The organism is Candidatus Nitrotoga sp. 1052, assembly GCF_927312905.1.
GTDB lineage: Bacteria > Pseudomonadota > Gammaproteobacteria > Burkholderiales > Gallionellaceae > Nitrotoga.
This window is the reverse complement of record NZ_CAKMHQ010000031.1, coordinates 1-17,211: the sequence shown is the minus strand read 5'-3', so window position 1 is coordinate 17,211 and position 17,211 is coordinate 1. Positions and strand designations below refer to the sequence as shown.

Here is a 17,211-nt window from a genome sequence, read left to right as displayed (position 1 = left end):
TGATATGGACTGCTTAATTTAGAACGGTAAACTGGAACTGCCCATCAAATATTCATCCACTGCACGCGCCGCCTGGCGGCCTTCGCGTATTGCCCATACCACTAGTGACTGGCCGCGCCGCATATCGCCAGCAGCAAACACCTTAGCCACCGATGTCTGATAATAGCCCGTTCCCTCAGTGACAGCCTTGGCATTGCCGCGGCCATCCTTTTCAACGCCAAACGCTTCCAGGATTTGCTGCGTCGGGCTGACGAAACCCATCGCCAGGAGCACGAGATCGGCCTTCATCTCAATTTCGCTGCCCGGCACTTCTTGCATTTTTCCGTCTTTCCATTCGACGCGCACGGCATGCAATTTTTCGATCTTGCCATTTTTGCCGGTTAATTCCTTGGTCGCCACAGCCCAATCACGCTGACAGCCTTCCTCATGAGAGCTGGACGTGCGTAGCTTCATTGGCCAGTATGGCCAGATCAGCGGCTTATTTTCCTGCTCGGGCGGGCGCGGCATGACCTCAAACTGGGTCACCGAAGCCGCACCTTGGCGGTTAGACGTGCCTACACAGTCGGAACCAGTGTCGCCGCCGCCGATCACCACCACATGTTTGCCAGTCGCTTTAATCTGATCGGGCACAACGTCCCCCGCCACTACTCTGTTCTGCTGCGGCAGAAATTCCATGGCGAAATGCACTCCCTGCAACTCGCGCCCTGGTACTGGCAAGTCGCGTGGCTGTTCAGCTCCACCCGTTAATACCACGGCGTCGAACTCATCCTTCAATTTCTGTGCTGACACCTGCACGCCGATATTCTGCTTGACGCGGAATTCCACACCCTCGGCACGCATCTGTTCAATGCGACGGTCGATGTGCGACTTTTCGAGTTTGAAGTCGGGAATACCATATCGCAAAAGGCCACCAATTCGATCATTTTTCTCGAATACCACCACGTCATGTCCGACGCGTGCTAATTGTTGCGCACAAGCCAAGCCAGCCGGGCCAGAGCCGACCACGGCAATCCTCTTGCCGGATTTGGTCTGTGCTGGTTGCGGCACAACCCAACCCTCTTCCCAGCCTTTGTCGATGATGGCATGCTCGATTGATTTTATGCCTACCGCATCGTCATTGATGGTCAGTGTGCAGGCCGCTTCACACGGTGCAGGGCAAATGCGTCCGGTGAATTCTGGAAAGTTGTTGGTAGAGTGCAGCACGTCCAGCGCCTGCTTCCAGTTGCCGCGATAAACCAAATCATTCCAGTCCGGGATGATGTTGTTAACCGGACAACCTGTAGTACAAAATGGAATGCCACAGTCCATGCAGCGCGAACCCTGAACGGAAGTCTGCTGGTCGGTCAGACGCGGTATGAATTCCTTATAGTTTTTCAGGCGTTCCGCGACCGGCAAGCTGTGCTCGCTTAAGCGGTGGAATTCCATAAACCCGGTAATCTTACCCATTTATACAGCCTCCAATTGCTTGGTTTGTTCCGCCGCGACTTCTTGCAAGGCGCGGCGATATTCGGTCGGCATGACCTTGACGAATTTTGGCAAGTAGCGCGCCCAATTATTTAGAATATCCTGAGCGCGGATACTGCCGGTGTAGCGCAGGTGCGCACTCACCATGTCACGCAAAACCTGTTCATCAGCCTTGCCGAGGTGGTTAAAATGCACCCGGCCATGCGTCTCGACTTCGCCCAGTTCGCTCGCAGCAGCCTCATCGGGTACCGGTTCCAGTTGCACCATCGCCAGATTGCAACGATGTTCGAAACCACCATCCTCATCCAGGACATAAGCAATGCCGCCGGACATGCCAGCAGCAAAATTACGCCCGGTCTGGCCCAGCACAGCCACTATACCGCCGGTCATGTATTCGCAGCCGTGGTCGCCCAAGCCTTCCACTACCGCAATAGCGCCGGAATTACGCACCGCGAAACGCTCGCCAGCCACCCCTCGGAAATAGCATTCGCCACTGGTCGCACCGTACAGCACAGTATTGCCAACGATAATATTTTCCTCGGCCACTATGTTGCACTCCTTGGGCGGTAGCACCACGATGCGCCCGCCACACAACCCCTTGCCGACATAGTCATTGCCCTCTCCAGACAACTCGAAGGTAATGCCATGCGCGAGAAAAGCGCCGAAGCTCTGTCCTGCCGTGCCTTGTAATTTCACCGTAATGGTATCGTTCGGCAATCCCGTTTGACCATAGCGTTTTGCCACTTCATGCGACAGCATTGCGCCGACGGTGCGGTTAACGTTGCGAATGCGGCCTTCTATTATTACCGGCAACTGGCTTTCCAACGCAGGCATGGCTTCGGCAATAAGCCGATGATCCAGCGCCTGAGTCAGTCCGTGATCCTGTTCCTCGGCGTGGCGGCGCGCCACGCTAACGGGCACATCAGGCTGATGGAAAATTTTGGAGAAGTCCAAACCCTTGGCTTTCCAATGTGCAATGACATGCTTTGCATCAAGCAATTCGCTACGACCGATCAGATCATCGAACTTGCGAATACCGATCTGCGCCATGTATTCGCGTACTTCTTCGGCCACAAAGAAGAAATAATTCACCACGTGCTCAGGCTGACCGGTGAATTTCTTGCGTAGCTCGGGATCTTGCGTAGCCACGCCCACCGGGCAGGTGTTGAGATGGCACTTGCGCATCATGATGCAGCCCTCTACTACCAGAGGCGCTGTGGCAAAACCGAACTCATCCGCGCCGAGCAACGCACCAATTAACACATCGCGCCCGGTTTTCAACTGGCCGTCCACCTGCAAAACAATACGCCCACGCAACCGGTTCAACACCAGCGTTTGCTGGGCTTCCGCCAGCCCGAGTTCCCACGGGGTGCCGGCATGCTTAATAGAAGACAATGGCGAGGCACCCGTGCCGCCATCATGGCCAGATACAGTTATATGATCCGCCTTGGCCTTGGCCACACCGGCCGCCACCGTACCAACGCCCACTTCAGATACCAGCTTGACCGAAATTGAAGCGTGCGGATTAGCGTTTTTCAAATCATGAATAAGCTGCGCCAAGTCTTCGATGGAATATATATCGTGATGCGGCGGCGGTGAAATCAACCCCACACCAGGAATGGCGAAACGCAGTTTAGCGATGTACTCTGACACCTTGTGGCCGGGCAACTGACCGCCTTCACCAGGCTTTGCGCCCTGCGCCATCTTGATTTGGATTTGATCGGCGCTAGTCAAATATTCCGCTGTCACACCAAAGCGACCGGAAGCCACTTGTTTTATTTTGGAGCGCAATGAATCACCCGGCAACAAAACCAGATCGGCTTCAATGCGTCCCTTGCCTATAATTTCAGATAATTTCTCGCCGCCTTTAATTGGCTTGAAACGCATCGGGTCTTCGCCACCTTCGCCAGTGTTGGATTTTCCCCCAATACGGTTCATTGCGATGGCCAAAGCGGTGTGCGCCTCTGTGGAAATAGACCCAAGCGACATTGCTCCAGTGGCAAAACGCTTGACGATTTCTTTTGCCGGCTCGACTTCTGCCAACGGCACTGGCGCGCCGGCTTGCTTGATTTCGAACAAGCCGCGCAACGTCTTCATGTGCTGAGTCTGGTCGTTAATCAGCTTCGCATATTCTTTGTACGCCTGCCCATTGTTGGAACGCGTGGCATGTTGCAGCTTGGCGATGACATCCGGCGTCCACATATGCTCTTCACCACGCACACGATAGGCATATTCACCCCCCGCTTCCAGCGCATTGGACAGCACCGGATCGTTGCCGAAAGCGGCTTGATGAATGCGCACCGCTTCCTCTGCCACCTCATGCAGGCCAATGCCTTCGATCTGGGTCGCCGTGCCGGTGAAATACTGCGACACAAAATCAGCGTTGAGGCCGATTGCCTCAAAAATCTGCCCGCCACAATAAGACTGATAAGTTGAGATGCCCATTTTGGACATTACCTTTAGCAGACCCTTGTTAACCGCCTTAATGAAACGCTTATTCGCATCCTTGCTCGATACACCAGCAGGTAAATAATCGCTCATGGCAGCAATAGTCTCGTACGCCAGCCACGGGCATACCGCCTCGGCGCCATAACCGGCAAGCAGCGCGAAGTGATGGGTTTCACGCACAGAACCGGAATCCACCACCAGTCCGGTGCTGGTGCGCAGCCCTTCGCGTACCAGATGATGGTGCACTCCCGCACAAGCCAGCAAAGCCGGAATCGCCACACGTTTACTTGAAACCGCACGGTCGGACAAAATCAGCACGTTGCAGCCATCCGCCACCGCCTGGTCGGCTGCGGCACTCAGCGCCTTGATCGCGCCCTCGCAACCCGCCGCGCCCTGTGCCGCAGGATAAGTGATATCCAGCACCAGCGCCTTGTAACGTCCTTGAGTTAATGTGCTGATGTCGCGCAGCTTGGCCAAATCTTCATTGGACAGCACTGGCTGATGCACCTCAAGGCGCAGCGGCGGATCAGTCTCGTCGATACCGAGCAGATTGGGCTTTGGTCCAATAAACGAGGTAAGCGACATGACAATCTCTTCACGGATCGGATCGATTGGCGGATTAGTCACCTGAGCAAAAAGCTGCTTGAAATAGTTGTACAGCACCTTGTTTTTATCCGACAGCACAGGCAAGGTGGCATCATTGCCCATAGAGCCCGTTGCCTCTTCCCCTGCGGCAGCCATGGGCGCAAGAATGAATTTGATGTCTTCCTGCGAATAGCCAAATGCCTGCTGAGTATCCAGCAAGCTGGCGTCAGACAAGCTTTCCTTGGGTGTTTTCTTTTCGTCCACACTTGGCAGGTCGCCGAGGAAATAGCGTGATTTTTCAATCCATTCGCGATACGGTTTTGCGGTAGCGAGCTGCTGCTTCAATTCGGCGTCGTCTACGATGCGGCCGGCTTCCAAATCAATGAGAAACATCTTGCCCGGCTGCAGACGCCACTTTTTCACAATTTTTCCTTGCGGAATATCCAGCACACCCATTTCAGATGCCATCAGCACCAAGTCATCATCTGTAATCAGATAGCGCGCCGGACGCAGGCCGTTGCGATCCAGCGTCGCGCCGATCATGCGACCATCCGTGAAGGCCACGGCAGCGGGGCCATCCCACGGCTCCATCAATGCAGCATGGTATTCATAAAAAGCGCGGCGCTCTTCATCCATCAATGGATTGCCTGCCCAGGCTTCAGGGATCAGCAGCATCATCGCGTGCGGCAGCGAATAACCGCCTGCCACTAGCAGTTCCAGTGCATTATCAAAACAGGCAGAATCGGATTGGCCTTCCACAATTAACGGCCACAATTTTTCCAGATCTGCGCCTAGCAGCTTGGATGACATCGCCGCATGACGCGCTGTCATCCAGTTCACGTTACCGCGCAATGTGTTGATCTCGCCGTTGTGCGCAATCATACGGAATGGATGCGCCAGATCCCAAGAGGGGAAAGTATTGGTGGAAAAACGTTGATGTACCAGCGCCAATGCGCTGACCATAGTCTCATCTTGCAGGTCGAGATAATATTTGCCGACCTGATCGGCCAACAACATACCCTTGTATACCATAGTACGCGCAGAAAACGACGGTATATAGAAACCCCGCCCTTGCTCATTGGACAGGCCGCGCACAGCGTGTTCTGCGGTCTTGCGAATGACAAACAACTTACGCTCGAAGCTATCGGCGTCTATGCAATTCGTACCGCACCCAATGAATACCTGGCGTACCACTGGCTCAACCGCCTTAACGCTCTCGCCCAAGCTGCCGTTGTCCACCGGCACATCACGCCAGCCCAATAATAATTGTCCTTCCACAGCAATTTTGTCGGCAATCACCTGCTCGCAGGCGGAACGTGCCGCCGCATCGCGCGGCAGGAACAACATACCAACCCCATATTTGCCTGCCGTCGGCAGGGACATACCCTGTGCAGCGCACGAATTGCGCAGAAATGCATCTGGAATCTGGATAAGAATACCTGCGCCATCACCCGCCAAAGGGTCAGCGCCCACCGCGCCGCGGTGAGTAAGATTTTTCAGTATCTGCAGACCTTGACATATCATTTCATGGCTCTGCTTACCTTTGATATGTGCCACAAAGCCCACTCCGCACGCGTCGTGCTCATGGCGCGGGTCATACAAACCCTGCTGGACCGGCAACGAAGAATGACTCACACGTTGTTCCTCATTAAAAATCACTAACCCCAAAAAAAGTGGCGACACACATCGCCACAGTGCTATTTATACAATCTATGCCCACAAAAAATACAAGGCGAAAGGGCGGAAATATTACCTTGTCTCGGGACGAACAGCAACCTAGAACCTGTCTTAATATGAAATTCAGGCTAATGTGCATGGCAAAGATGCCGCCCCCGATAATAAAACTCGCCATGCCCGTTTCCCTCACCCCAACCCTCTCCCAGTGGGAGAGGGAGCAAACGAATTGCTGCGCGAGTTTCACGGAGAAGGCTCGAAGATACAGCACCCTGCGACATGTGTCGTGTTAGCGCCCCCCACTTAACTTTACCCATGCAACATTATTACCAGGGTTATCTAAAATCCGTATTTACCAACGTAAGCTGCGCAGCGACTTTTTGCCAAATTTTTGGCCCGCATATCAGACATATACGGCGCAGCGAAATTGTTTATATGGCTTGGATTTGGATAAATACTGAATTTTCAGAAGCTCTCGCCAGTTGATGATAAAATTACATTGTGGTTTGCAGTGGAGTTTTGTGTTGAAATTGCTGCTCAATTTTTAAAGATGCCTATACATAATATGCCGGGAAATCTCTTCGTCGTCAGTGCACCATCGGGTGCAGGAAAAACCAGCCTGGTCCGCGCGCTGCTGGCCAGCAATCAACAGGTTGACATGTCTGTTTCCTACACCACGCGAGCACCACGCCCAAGCGAGACCGAGGGGGAAGATTATCATTTTGTTAGCCGTGAAACTTTCTTGAATATGGCAGAACATGGTGATTTTTTAGAAAGCGCCGAGGTATATGGCAATCTCTATGGCACTTCACAATCCTGGATTGAAGCTGAAATTTTGAACGGGCGCGACATACTATTGGAAATTGATTGGCAGGGCGCGGCGCAAGTGCGACGCGCATTTCCAGATTGCATCAGCATCTTTATCCTGCCACCCTCTTTACAAGCACTGGAGGATCGCCTGCATGCGCGCGGACAAGATGACGTCAACGTGATCGCACAGCGTCTGCACGCCGCGAAAGAAGACATCGCCCATGTCGTAGAGTTTGACTATGTTATCATTAACGATAAGCTGGACGTTGCCTTGCAAGAGCTCAATGCTATCGTCGTTGCCGCAGGACTTCGCCGCGACAGACAGCTTGTACGCCAGCAAGCTTTAATCAATCAACTACAAGAAGGAGAAACCACACCATGGCCCGCGTAACGATAGACGACTGTTTGATTAACATCCCCAACCGATTTGAACTCACTTTGGCTGCCGCCTACCGCGCACGCCAGTTGGCCAATGGCGCCAGCTATCTAGTGGAAGAATGTAAAGACAAGCCCACTGTAATCGCCCTGCGCGAAATCAGCGAAGGCAAGGTTGGACTAGACATTCTTACTCGTGGAATAGCCTAAGCATCTCAGTTCCCAGTCATTCGCACTTGCAATTTTATTGCAACAATTTCAGCTGCAATAGATAAGCGATCTGAACAAATAAGGCCAAGAAAATAGGCTTGGGTCGCGCAAAGTTGATTTAATCGCTCCAATAAACTGCCAGTGTATTATGGAAATTAAAGCGTAATTACATCGCCCTTAACCATCTGGCTATAACTACCTCGCACTCGGGAAGTTGCCGCTAGTAGTACATTAATTACGGGTCAGATCTAATTCCTTAATTCTGGTGTATACCAATGCATCCCATTACTTACCCAAACTCACTATTCCCCGCTCTCACCTACATAAATCAATTGCTAGCTTGAGTCCGTAATGCGGGACTTATGCTGATCGAGCAGAACTGCGAAGCGGCACGAGCTTTCCTCCTCACTCACCAACACCGATGCTTTATAGCACCCCTCTTCCCTATGCTGCCAATGCTGCCGCTTACTTCGCGGCCATCGCGGATTTGCCTTGGGCGGTGTGGCTGGACAGCGGTGGGCTAGGACGTTACGACATCCTATGCGCACAACCCACTGCAACGCTGGTCACGCATGGCATAGTCACCGAAATCACAAATGCAACCGATGTGCAGCGTTTAACAGCAGATCCATTTGACCTCTTGCGCCAGCAATTGGGTGCACCCATCGCAGCAATACCGGGCATTCCCTTTATGGGCGGCGCATTAGGCTACTGGGGCTACGATCTGGCGCGCCGCCTGTTTACTTTGCCCGCACAGGCACAGGATACTGAACATCTGCCGGACATGATGGCTGGCATCTACGACTGGGCGATAGTGCTGGATCATCAGGAAAAGACTACACGTCTGGTATCACAACAACGCGAACACGCAACCGTGCAAGTGTTGCCGCAAATCCTTGCGCGATTGCAGCAAAACAGCAACGCGCCTCAGGGAAAATTCAAAGTACACGGCCGCATTCAGTCGAATTTTACCCGCGCGGGGTATAAATCCGCATTTGATATCATACAGCGCTACTTGCGCGCGGGCGATTGTTATCAAGTCAATTTGGCGCAGCGCTATGCAGCACATGCTTCCGGTGATTCGCTACCAGCATATCTCGAATTGCGCCGCCTGAGCCCGGCACCTTATTCCGCTTTTCTCAAATTTCCGCAGGCGCAAATTCTATGCGCCTCGCCGGAACGATTTTTGCAAGTAAAGCAGGGGCGCGTCGAAACCAATCCGATCAAAGGTACTCGCCCGCGTCACAACAATCCGCACGAGGATACGAAGATAGCGCAAGAATTGAGCCATAGCGACAAAGACCGTGCAGAAAATTTAATGATTGTTGATTTACTGCGTAACGACCTGGGCAAAAGTTGTATACCTGGTTCAGTGCAAGTACCCAAGCTGTTCGAACTGGAGAGCTTTGCCCAAGTACACCATCTAGTAAGTACCGTCACCGGGCAGCTTGCGCCGGGGCGCGATGCGCTGGCGTTGTTACGCGATTGTTTCCCCGGTGGCTCTGTAACTGGCGCGCCTAAACAACGCGCCATGCAAATCATCGAAGAATTAGAGCCGCATCGACGCGGGGTATATTGCGGTGCGATTGGTTATATCGGCTTCGACGGCAACATGGATAGCAACATCACTATCCGTACTTTGGTATTCGCCGATGGCGAAATCCGCTTTTGGGCGGGTGGCGGCATCGTAGCGGATTCTCACGCAGATGCTGAATATCAAGAGACCTTAGACAAAGCAGCAGCAATGCTGGAAGTCTTACAACACTATGGCGGCGAATATGAGCGAGACGCGTAACGCTCAGCAATTTGCTTTTATGCTCAAGCGTCATTAGTAACAATGGTCGAATAACATGATAAAAGCAGCGAGCTGCACCTGTTGGATTTATTCATCGGGAAAGTTTCGGGTAGAATGCGCGCTTCAAATTCAAACTTGTTAAAGGCGTCGCCATGTACAAAATTGCACCTAGCATTCTCTCCGCCAATTTCGCCAAGCTCGGTGAAGAAGTCATCAATGTCATCGCCTCCGGCGCGGACATTATCCACTTTGACGTGATGGACAACCATTACGTACCCAACCTGACCATTGGTCCGCTGGTGTGTTCTGCCATTCGTCCGATTACCCAAGCAGTAATCGACGTACACCTGATGGTCAAGCCGGTGGATCGTATCATCCCGGACTTCGCCAAAGCCGGCGCCAATATCATCTCCTTTCACCCGGAAGCGTCCGAGCACATCGACCGTACTCTCGGACTGATCAAGGAAAACGGCTGCAAGGCCGGGCTGGTATTCAATCCCGGCACACCATTGAGCTATCTCGACCATGTCATGGACAAAATCGACCTGATCCTGATTATGTCAGTGAACCCCGGCTTCGGCGGCCAGAAATTCATCCCCGACGCGCTGAACAAGCTACGCACCGCGCGCCAAAAGATTAATGAAAGCGGGCGCGACATCATGCTGGAAATCGACGGCGGCGTGAACACCAGCAACATTGCGGAAATTGCTGCGGCGGGTTGCGATACCTTCGTAGCTGGCTCCGCTGTGTATGGTGCAGGCAAGGACACTGACCCGCATCGCTATGATTCCATCATCGCCGCTCTGCGCGCCGAACTGGCCAAAGTAAACAAGTAATGATGCAAGCACGTTTCCCTCTAAGCATCTCCGCCATCCTCATAGATCTGGATGGCACGTTACTCCACACTGCACCGGAACTTGTGGCCTCCGCCAATCGCATGTTGCGTGACCTTGGCCGTCCTGCCGTGTCGCAAGACTTGCTGACAAGCTACATCGGCAACGGCGTCAGTTGGCTGGTGAAACGCGCGCTGACCGGCGACATGCATGCCGAGCCGGATACAAATCTATATGAACAGGCGCTGCCGATTTTCGAGCAGCACTACAATGAGTTGCTGTTGCAGAGCAAGCCGTTTGAGGGAGTGATTGCCGGACTGGATGCCATGCAGGCGGCGGGTTTCCGCCTAGGCTGCATTACCAACAAGGTAAAACGCTACACTGAGCCCCTGCTTGAGGGTTTAGGACTCGCACATTATTTCGAGATCGTGCTGTCCGGCGACAGCCTGCCGGAAAAAAAGCCACATCCGCTGCCTCTACTGCATGCCGCGAAGTATTTCGGCGTTCCGGTGGAGCAAGTGCTGCTGATCGGCGATTCACTCAATGACTCGGTTGCGGCGCGCGCCGCCGGCTGTCCAATAGTCTGCGTGCCCTACGGTTACAATCACGGCGAGCCAGTGGATAGACTTGATCTGGATGCTGTGATTGACACGCTGCCAGATGTGATAAAGCTGATAAAAAAAGCATGACCTGATGACACACGAGAATTTCAAAACCTGGAGAGAAACTACCGCATGGCGATGGTGATCACCACCCCGTTCGGCGTGGCTGCGCCCGTTTTAGTGCCGCCGTCTTCCCACTTTTTGAGTTAGGAACAATTCGTGTTGAAACCCATTTCAGAACAATCTTTCGATCAACTGGCCGAGCAAGGATATAACCGCATCCCTCTGGTAGCAGAGACCTTTGCTGATCTGGACACGCCACTGTCGCTTTATCTCAAACTCGCCAATAAACCTTATTCCTATTTGCTGGAATCAGTGCAGGGTGGCGAACGCTTCGGTCGGTATTCCTTCATCGGCCTGCCCGCCGATACCCGCATTACAGTGCGCGGCAAGCACATTATGCTAACCACTCCAACTAGCGAAACCGCCCAAAACGCGGACAATCCGCTGGACTTCATCAAGGACTACCAGTCGCGTTTCAAAGTCGCGCCGCTGCCCGGCCTGCCGCGCTTTACTGGCGGGTTAGCTGGTTATTTCGGCTATGACACCGTACGCTATATCGAGCCGCGTCTGGCCAAAACGCAAAAACAGGACGTGCTCGGCACGCCGGATATACTGCTAATGCTCACCGAGCAGCTGGCGGTAGTGGACAATCTGTCCGGCAAGCTTATCTTCATCGTATATGCCAATCCGGAACTGCCGAATGCGTATGCTCTGGCACGGCAGCGTCTGCAAGAACTGTCACAGTTGCTGCGCCAACCAGTTGAAATACCGCGTGCCCCGCAATTTCCCCCCCAGCAGGCCGTATCTGAGTTCGGTGAGGAAGCCTACAAACAGGCCGTAGAAAAGGCCAAGCGCTACATTTTCGATGGCGATATCATGCAAGTTGTGCCTTCGCAGCGCATAAGCCAGCCATTCCCTGCTTCACCGCTCAACCTTTACCGGGTGCTACGTTCCATTAATCCCTCACCTTACATGTTCTATTACGACATGGGTGACCACCAGGTGGTCGGCGCTTCGCCGGAAATTCTGGTGCGACTGGAAGGTGACAATGTGACCGTGCGCCCCATCGCCGGTACCCGTCCGCGCGGTAAGACACCGCAACAGGATGCCACGCTGGCGCAAGAACTTCTGGCCGACCCAAAGGAGCTGGCGGAACACCTGATGCTCATAGACCTCGGACGTAATGATGTTGGCCGCGTCGCGCAACAGGGCACGGTGAAGCTTACCGAAAAAATGGTGATTGAACGGTATTCGCATGTGATGCACATTGTGTCCAATGTCGAAGGCACGCTCAAACCGGGACTGGATGCAATTGCGGTATTGAAAGCCACCTTCCCGGCTGGCACGGTGAGCGGTGCGCCCAAAGTACGCGCGATGGAAATCATCGACGAACTAGAGCCTTCCAAGCGTGGCATCTATGCGGGCGCAGTCGGCTATCTTGGCTTCAACGGCGACATGGATCTTGCCATCGCCATCCGCACTGCAGTGGTCAAAGCAGGCATTCTCTATGTCCAATCCGGGGGTGGCTTGGTAGCCGACTCGGTACCGGCTAGCGAATGGACAGAAACCCAGAATAAAGCACGCGCCGTGCTACGTGCCGCTGAGATGGTACTGGCTGGACTGGATAATGCTGACGAAATAGGAATTGGCTTATAGCTTGCGCGGCAGAAACTCACGTTTTCAATAACAAAATTGGACTTGTGTTGCCCGGCGTCTAAATTTTGATATCCGCCACTACTGGCACATGATCTGATGGACGCTCCAACTTTCGTAGCGTACGGTCTATTGAACAGGCAGTGCAATTCGGTACCAGCGCTTCGCTCACCAAAATGTGGTCAATGCGCAATCCCATATTGCGGCGGAAGGCCATCATGCGATAATCCCACCAAGTATAGGATTTCTCCGGCTGCTCGAACAGGCGGAAACTATCGCGTAGCCCAAGTTGTTCAAGCGCTCTGAACGCCGCGCGCTCTGGCTCGCTCACCAGCACATTGCCTACCCATGCCTGAGGATCATGCACGTCACGGTCTTCGGGCGCAATGTTGTAATCGCCAAGCAGCACAAGCTTAGGATAGCGAACCAACTCGTCCTTTAACCACTTCTGCAAAGCAGTCAGCCACGCCAATTTGTATTGATATTTGTCTGAATCTACGCTCTGACCGTTCGGTACATAAACGCATACCACACGCACACCGTTTAGAGTGGCAGCAATCACACGCCTCTGCTCATCCGAAAAATTCGGCATGCCGACCATTACGTCGTCAGGCACAGTCTTGCTGATAATGGCAACACCGTTATAGGTCTTCTGCCCGCTGAACACAGCTTGGTAGCCAGCCTGTTGTAACTCTGCCAGGGGAAATTTACTGTCCTCTTGCTTGGTTTCCTGCAAACACAGCGCATCCGGCTGATTAACCGCCAGCCAGTCCAATGTATGAGGCAGACGCACCTTAAGCGAGTTCACATTCCAGGTCGCAATTTTCATACAGTTTTAAGTATATTTATTAAGTTGAAATTAATTTTCATACGCATATTGTATGGGGTTTTATGTGGGATATTGTCACGTGCATTGCAACACCTTGGTGCAATTTGCTCACTATAACGCCGCCGCAATTTCTCTGAAACTGTTCAACCCCGCCTCCAGGTTGTCGATGATTTCTAATGCCAGCTCATCCGGCTCGGGCAAGTTGTCCAGATCGGCAAGGCTCTTATCCTTCAACCAGAAAATATCCAGACTGGTTTTGTCGCGCGCGATGATTTGCTCATAACTGAATTTACGCCAACGGCCTTCCGGATTGTTCTGCTCGTTCCAGCTTTCCTTGCGCTCATGACGGTTTAGCGGGTTGTAGCAGGCAATGAACTCCTGCAAATCCTCGAAGCGTAGCGGCTTCTTTTTTAGCGTGTGGTGAATGTTGGTGCGGTAGTCGTAGTACCACACCGCCTTCGTCCACGGCTCTTTGCTCGCCGCGTGGTTGTCGAAGAACAGCACATTCGCCTTCACGCCGTTGGCGTAAAAAATGCCAGTGGGCAAGCGCAATATGGTGTGCAGCTCGGTAGTTTCCAGCAGCTTCTTGCGCACCGTCTCGCCCGCGCCGCCCTCGAATAACACGTTGTCCGGAACGACGACAGCAGCGCGTCCGGTGGTCTTGAGCATGGTGCGAATGTGTTGCACAAAATTGAGCTGCTTGTTGGAAGTCGTCGCCCAGAAATCCTGCCGGTTGTAAGTCAGATCATCCTTCTCCTGCTCGCCTTCATCATTCGTAAAGCTCATCGAGCTCTTTTTTCCGAAGGGCGGATTCGCCAGCACGTAGTCGTAGCGTTTGCCACTGTCAGCTACTAACGCATCGTTCGGCGACACCATGCTGTCGCCGTCGATTTCGCCAATGTTGTGCAAAAACATATTCATCAACGCCAGACGGCGCGTGCCCGCTACGATCTCGTTGCCGTGAAAAGTATCGTGTTTGAGAAAGGCCTTCTGCGTTTTGTCCAGCTGGTGTTCGTTCACCAGAAAATCATAGGCTGCCAGAAAGAAACCACCCGTGCCGCAGGCCGGATCAGCAATGGTCTTGTTCGGCTCCGGGCGCACACATTCCACCATCGCTTTGATCAGCGCACGTGGCGTGAAGTATTGCCCCGCACCGGACTTGGTGTCTTCCGCGTTTCGTTCCAGCAAGCCCTCGTAGATGTCGCCCTTCACATCCGCGCCCATCGTCACCCAGCTTGTCTCGTTCACCATGTCGATCAGGCGATACAGCTTGGCCGGGTCTTGAATCTTATTTTGCGCCTTAGTGAAAATCGTCCCCAGCATGCCGGGCTTGTTGCCCAGCTCGCGCAACAGCGTCACATAATGCACCTCCAGCTCTGCACCACGCTTGGCCTTCAGGCTTGGCCAGTTGTACTCAGCGGGTATGCTCACCTTGCGGTTATACGGCGGCTGGCTGTATTCGTCGGCCATTTTCAGAAAGATCAGATAAGTAAGCTGCTCCAGATAATCGCCATAGCTCACCCCGTCGTCGCGCAACGTGGTGCAAAAACTCCAGACTTTGGAAACGATAGATGCGGTTGCGTTCATGCTTTAGCCCTGAATCAAATTTTGTACATTTGTAGCGGTGTTGACGCAAAAAGTAGCGAACGATGTCTCCGGCATTCATGCCGGAGACATCATATAAGCAAATGTTTTATTACAACTTTCCCCATGGAAAATCGAGGCTGCTAAATCAAAGCTAGAATGTTTCTTGTAGCAATTGGTCAGCAACCTGCTGACCAATTCGATATTTGTTATTACCCTCTCTATTACCCTAACTAAAGGGTAATTACGCTTACCTATTTCTATGCCTCTTCTATGCGCTGTCTATACGCCCTGGCGTATAGACTACGATTTAATATAGAACGAATACCGCTTAATCCATTGTTTATTTATTATTTTTCAATCAAATAGGCGCTTCAAAAGTTTATACGCCTGATCCGGCGTTAAGTAGCAAAGTTCACGCGCTAACCGCCTCAATAATTTTCAATTTCAATGATTCGTTGTAATCGTCTTCTTCAATCAAGGAGCAGATCATTTCCCCGAGCAACCCTTTATCTATTTTTCCCTCTGCCACCCACACCACGATATTTTCCATACGCAGTATGAATGTCGTTACACAATAGTCGTAGCCATTTAACTGGAGAAAATAAGCGCCCAAACTAATACTGGCGCGCTTGTTGCCATCATTAAAGGCATGAAATTTATTGACCGAAAAAACCAAATGCGTCAATTTTTCATGGAAACCGGGGTAATACATATCGTTCTGGATATGATCCAAAACGCTTTCCAGTAAACCAATATCACGATTCCCGTGCAAGCCACCAGAAACTTCAATAATGTAGTCATGCACTTCAACCGCATGCTTTGCATCAAAATAAAAAATCTCGTCGTCCACGTTAGCGATCCTTCAAGCGCTTAAACACAGCCAACGTCTCTTCATCTTTTAAGCGCTCTTCCAGAGCCTTGCTGGTTTCTCCCAGAAAACGCTCAAAATCAGCCTGCGGTACAGCTTGAATATATGAGTGCAATTTATCGTGTAGCGCATCTCTGAAACACAAATCACGGCTAGCCATACGGGTGCGCGCATCGTGAATCAATGGCTGCAGAAACGGGTTGGTTTCGGCTTGCACAAAGAGTTCATCCGTCTCACTCCCTAAGAGCTTTCTGCCGAGTTCTTGCGCTCTCCGCTCGATTTGGCTGGCAATGCCATTTTCAAAGCTCGCAATTAGATTAAGCACCTCGGCATACATACTGTCACGCACGCTGTCGTTTTTGCCGAGCTTCAACACCTGCCGATATTCAGCGGCGTTCTCACGGAAAATAATTTGATAAATTTTGTTCGTGAAATGCGCATACTTAAACTGCCCAGCGTCAACATGGCGGTTTAATGCACTGGTGAACGACTCGCGATAACTAAATTCCTGATAAGCAGCAGGAAAAAAATCGGGGTCGCGTTGATTGATAAATTGCGTGTGTCCGCCAGCTTTTTCAGCCACCACATCCATGACAATATCCAGAATGCGCGAACGGATTTCTTTGGCGCGTTCACTCTCAGTCAACAGCATGGCGATGTTAAGCAAAGCGCGAAAGCTGAACACTCCCAAACTAGGCGCTTTGTCTCCGACATTCGTGTCGGAGACATCGGATAACCTATAGTTTTTTAACGTCTTTCCCCTTAGCACTTGATAGCCATTTCTACCCAGCTCATCCCCGTGCTGAGCAACATAACGTTCAATGGTGCGTTCATCCACCTCAAATAAACTCGCCAAGTCAGCCTTGGTAAAAACTGTCCGCCCTTCAAACTGTTTGCCGAAGAAAGCAAAATGAACCTCGATCTTCTCCAACGCATAATGGTTATTGAGAATGTTCTGCCGATGAATATCGGAGTTGGTCAGGTCTTTATTCATTTCGCTTGCCCCTCGATAAAGATTTTTTCGATTCGTGAGTGTGCCCCATTTTTTCCGTCTTGATGCGCGCCAGCAATGCCGAGGCGGGTTCGTCGTGAGGGTCTTGCGGCACCAGTTTGCCGGAAAAGGCTTTTTTCAGAATGGACTGGCGCAGGGCTTCAGATTGTCGCAATGAGGTGGTGATGGTTAGTTCGAGTTGGTCAACTTCAGACAATCTTGCAGCAAGGGTTTCAATAACTGCATCAGCTTCTACTCCTGAGCAAATAGGGACAGTTATTGAACGAATTCTATCTTGCCCAATGTTACGCATAGATTCTTGATTGCCAGTCGATAGCCGCATAATTTGAGTACGCCCAATTCGACTGCCTAGCAGACTGTCGGACTTCGAGTTTTGAGGCAGCGTAACATATTGTTTTTTATA

At 52.1% G+C, this 17,211-nt stretch carries 13 protein-coding genes; 6 read left to right on the top strand and 7 right to left on the bottom strand.

Annotation, left to right across the window (positions count from 1 at the left end; genetic code table 11):
• Nucleotides 1-18 precede the first annotated feature (18 nt).
• Both MJ768_RS07050 and MJ768_RS07045 read right to left on the bottom strand, forming a co-directional pair.
• On the bottom strand, nucleotides 19-1,446 hold the full coding sequence (locus MJ768_RS07050) for a glutamate synthase subunit beta (protein ID WP_239289456.1): 1,428 nt from the start codon (nucleotides 1,444-1,446) through the stop codon (nucleotides 19-21).
• Nucleotides 1,447-6,063 carry a glutamate synthase-related protein gene (locus MJ768_RS07045; protein WP_239289619.1) on the bottom strand — a complete coding sequence of 1,539 codons (4,617 nt, stop codon included), beginning with the start codon at nucleotides 6,061-6,063 and terminating at the stop codon, nucleotides 1,447-1,449.
• A 673-nt stretch (nucleotides 6,064-6,736) separates the two neighbouring features.
• Between MJ768_RS07045 and gmk the strand changes: the two genes are divergently transcribed.
• The 6 genes from gmk to trpE all read left to right on the top strand — a co-directional run bounded on the left by gmk (nucleotide 6,737) and on the right by trpE (nucleotide 12,515).
• Nucleotides 6,737-7,372, top strand: a complete 636-nt coding sequence (gmk, locus tag MJ768_RS07040; RefSeq protein ID WP_239289454.1) for a guanylate kinase — start codon at nucleotides 6,737-6,739, stop codon at nucleotides 7,370-7,372.
• Nucleotides 7,360-7,566, top strand: coding sequence for a DNA-directed RNA polymerase subunit omega (rpoZ, locus tag MJ768_RS07035; protein WP_239289452.1), 207 nt, complete (start codon nucleotides 7,360-7,362; stop codon nucleotides 7,564-7,566). The genes gmk and rpoZ overlap by 13 nt, the downstream gene beginning before the upstream one ends.
• 421 nt (nucleotides 7,567-7,987) lie before the next feature.
• Nucleotides 7,988-9,361, top strand: coding sequence for an aminodeoxychorismate synthase component I (pabB, locus tag MJ768_RS07030; RefSeq protein WP_239289450.1), 1,374 nt, complete (start codon nucleotides 7,988-7,990; stop codon nucleotides 9,359-9,361).
• A 152-nt stretch (nucleotides 9,362-9,513) separates the two neighbouring features.
• On the top strand, nucleotides 9,514-10,197 hold the full coding sequence (gene rpe / locus MJ768_RS07025; RefSeq protein WP_239289448.1) for a ribulose-phosphate 3-epimerase: 684 nt from the start codon (nucleotides 9,514-9,516) through the stop codon (nucleotides 10,195-10,197).
• Nucleotides 10,198-10,199: 2 nt separating this feature from the next.
• A complete protein-coding gene (locus tag MJ768_RS07020; protein ID WP_239289617.1) occupies nucleotides 10,200-10,883 on the top strand; it encodes a phosphoglycolate phosphatase in 684 nt (227 codons plus the stop codon).
• A gap of 132 nt (nucleotides 10,884-11,015) precedes the next feature.
• The gene (gene trpE, locus MJ768_RS07015; RefSeq protein WP_239289446.1) at nucleotides 11,016-12,515 is read left to right on the top strand and encodes an anthranilate synthase component I; all 1,500 of its coding nucleotides are present in this window, start codon (nucleotides 11,016-11,018) and stop codon (nucleotides 12,513-12,515) included.
• Nucleotides 12,516-12,573: 58 nt separating this feature from the next.
• Here the strand turns inward: trpE and xth are convergent, their stop codons facing one another.
• From xth to MJ768_RS06990, 5 genes are all read right to left on the bottom strand, one after another.
• Nucleotides 12,574-13,341, bottom strand: coding sequence for an exodeoxyribonuclease III (xth, locus tag MJ768_RS07010; protein WP_239289444.1), 768 nt, complete (start codon nucleotides 13,339-13,341; stop codon nucleotides 12,574-12,576).
• A 111-nt stretch (nucleotides 13,342-13,452) separates the two neighbouring features.
• Nucleotides 13,453-14,928 carry a class I SAM-dependent DNA methyltransferase gene (locus MJ768_RS07005; protein ID WP_239289442.1) on the bottom strand — a complete coding sequence of 492 codons (1,476 nt, stop codon included), beginning with the start codon at nucleotides 14,926-14,928 and terminating at the stop codon, nucleotides 13,453-13,455.
• A 412-nt stretch (nucleotides 14,929-15,340) separates the two neighbouring features.
• A complete protein-coding gene (locus MJ768_RS07000; protein ID WP_239289440.1) occupies nucleotides 15,341-15,778 on the bottom strand; it encodes a type II toxin-antitoxin system death-on-curing family toxin in 438 nt (145 codons plus the stop codon).
• A gap of 1 nt (nucleotide 15,779) precedes the next feature.
• Nucleotides 15,780-16,790: a hypothetical protein gene (locus MJ768_RS06995; RefSeq protein ID WP_239289438.1), complete on the bottom strand. Its 1,011-nt coding sequence runs from the start codon at nucleotides 16,788-16,790 to the stop codon at nucleotides 15,780-15,782.
• A partial coding sequence (locus MJ768_RS06990) for a hypothetical protein (RefSeq protein WP_239289436.1) occupies nucleotides 16,783-17,211 on the bottom strand: 429 nt, incomplete at its 5' end. The genes MJ768_RS06995 and MJ768_RS06990, both read right to left, overlap by 8 nt.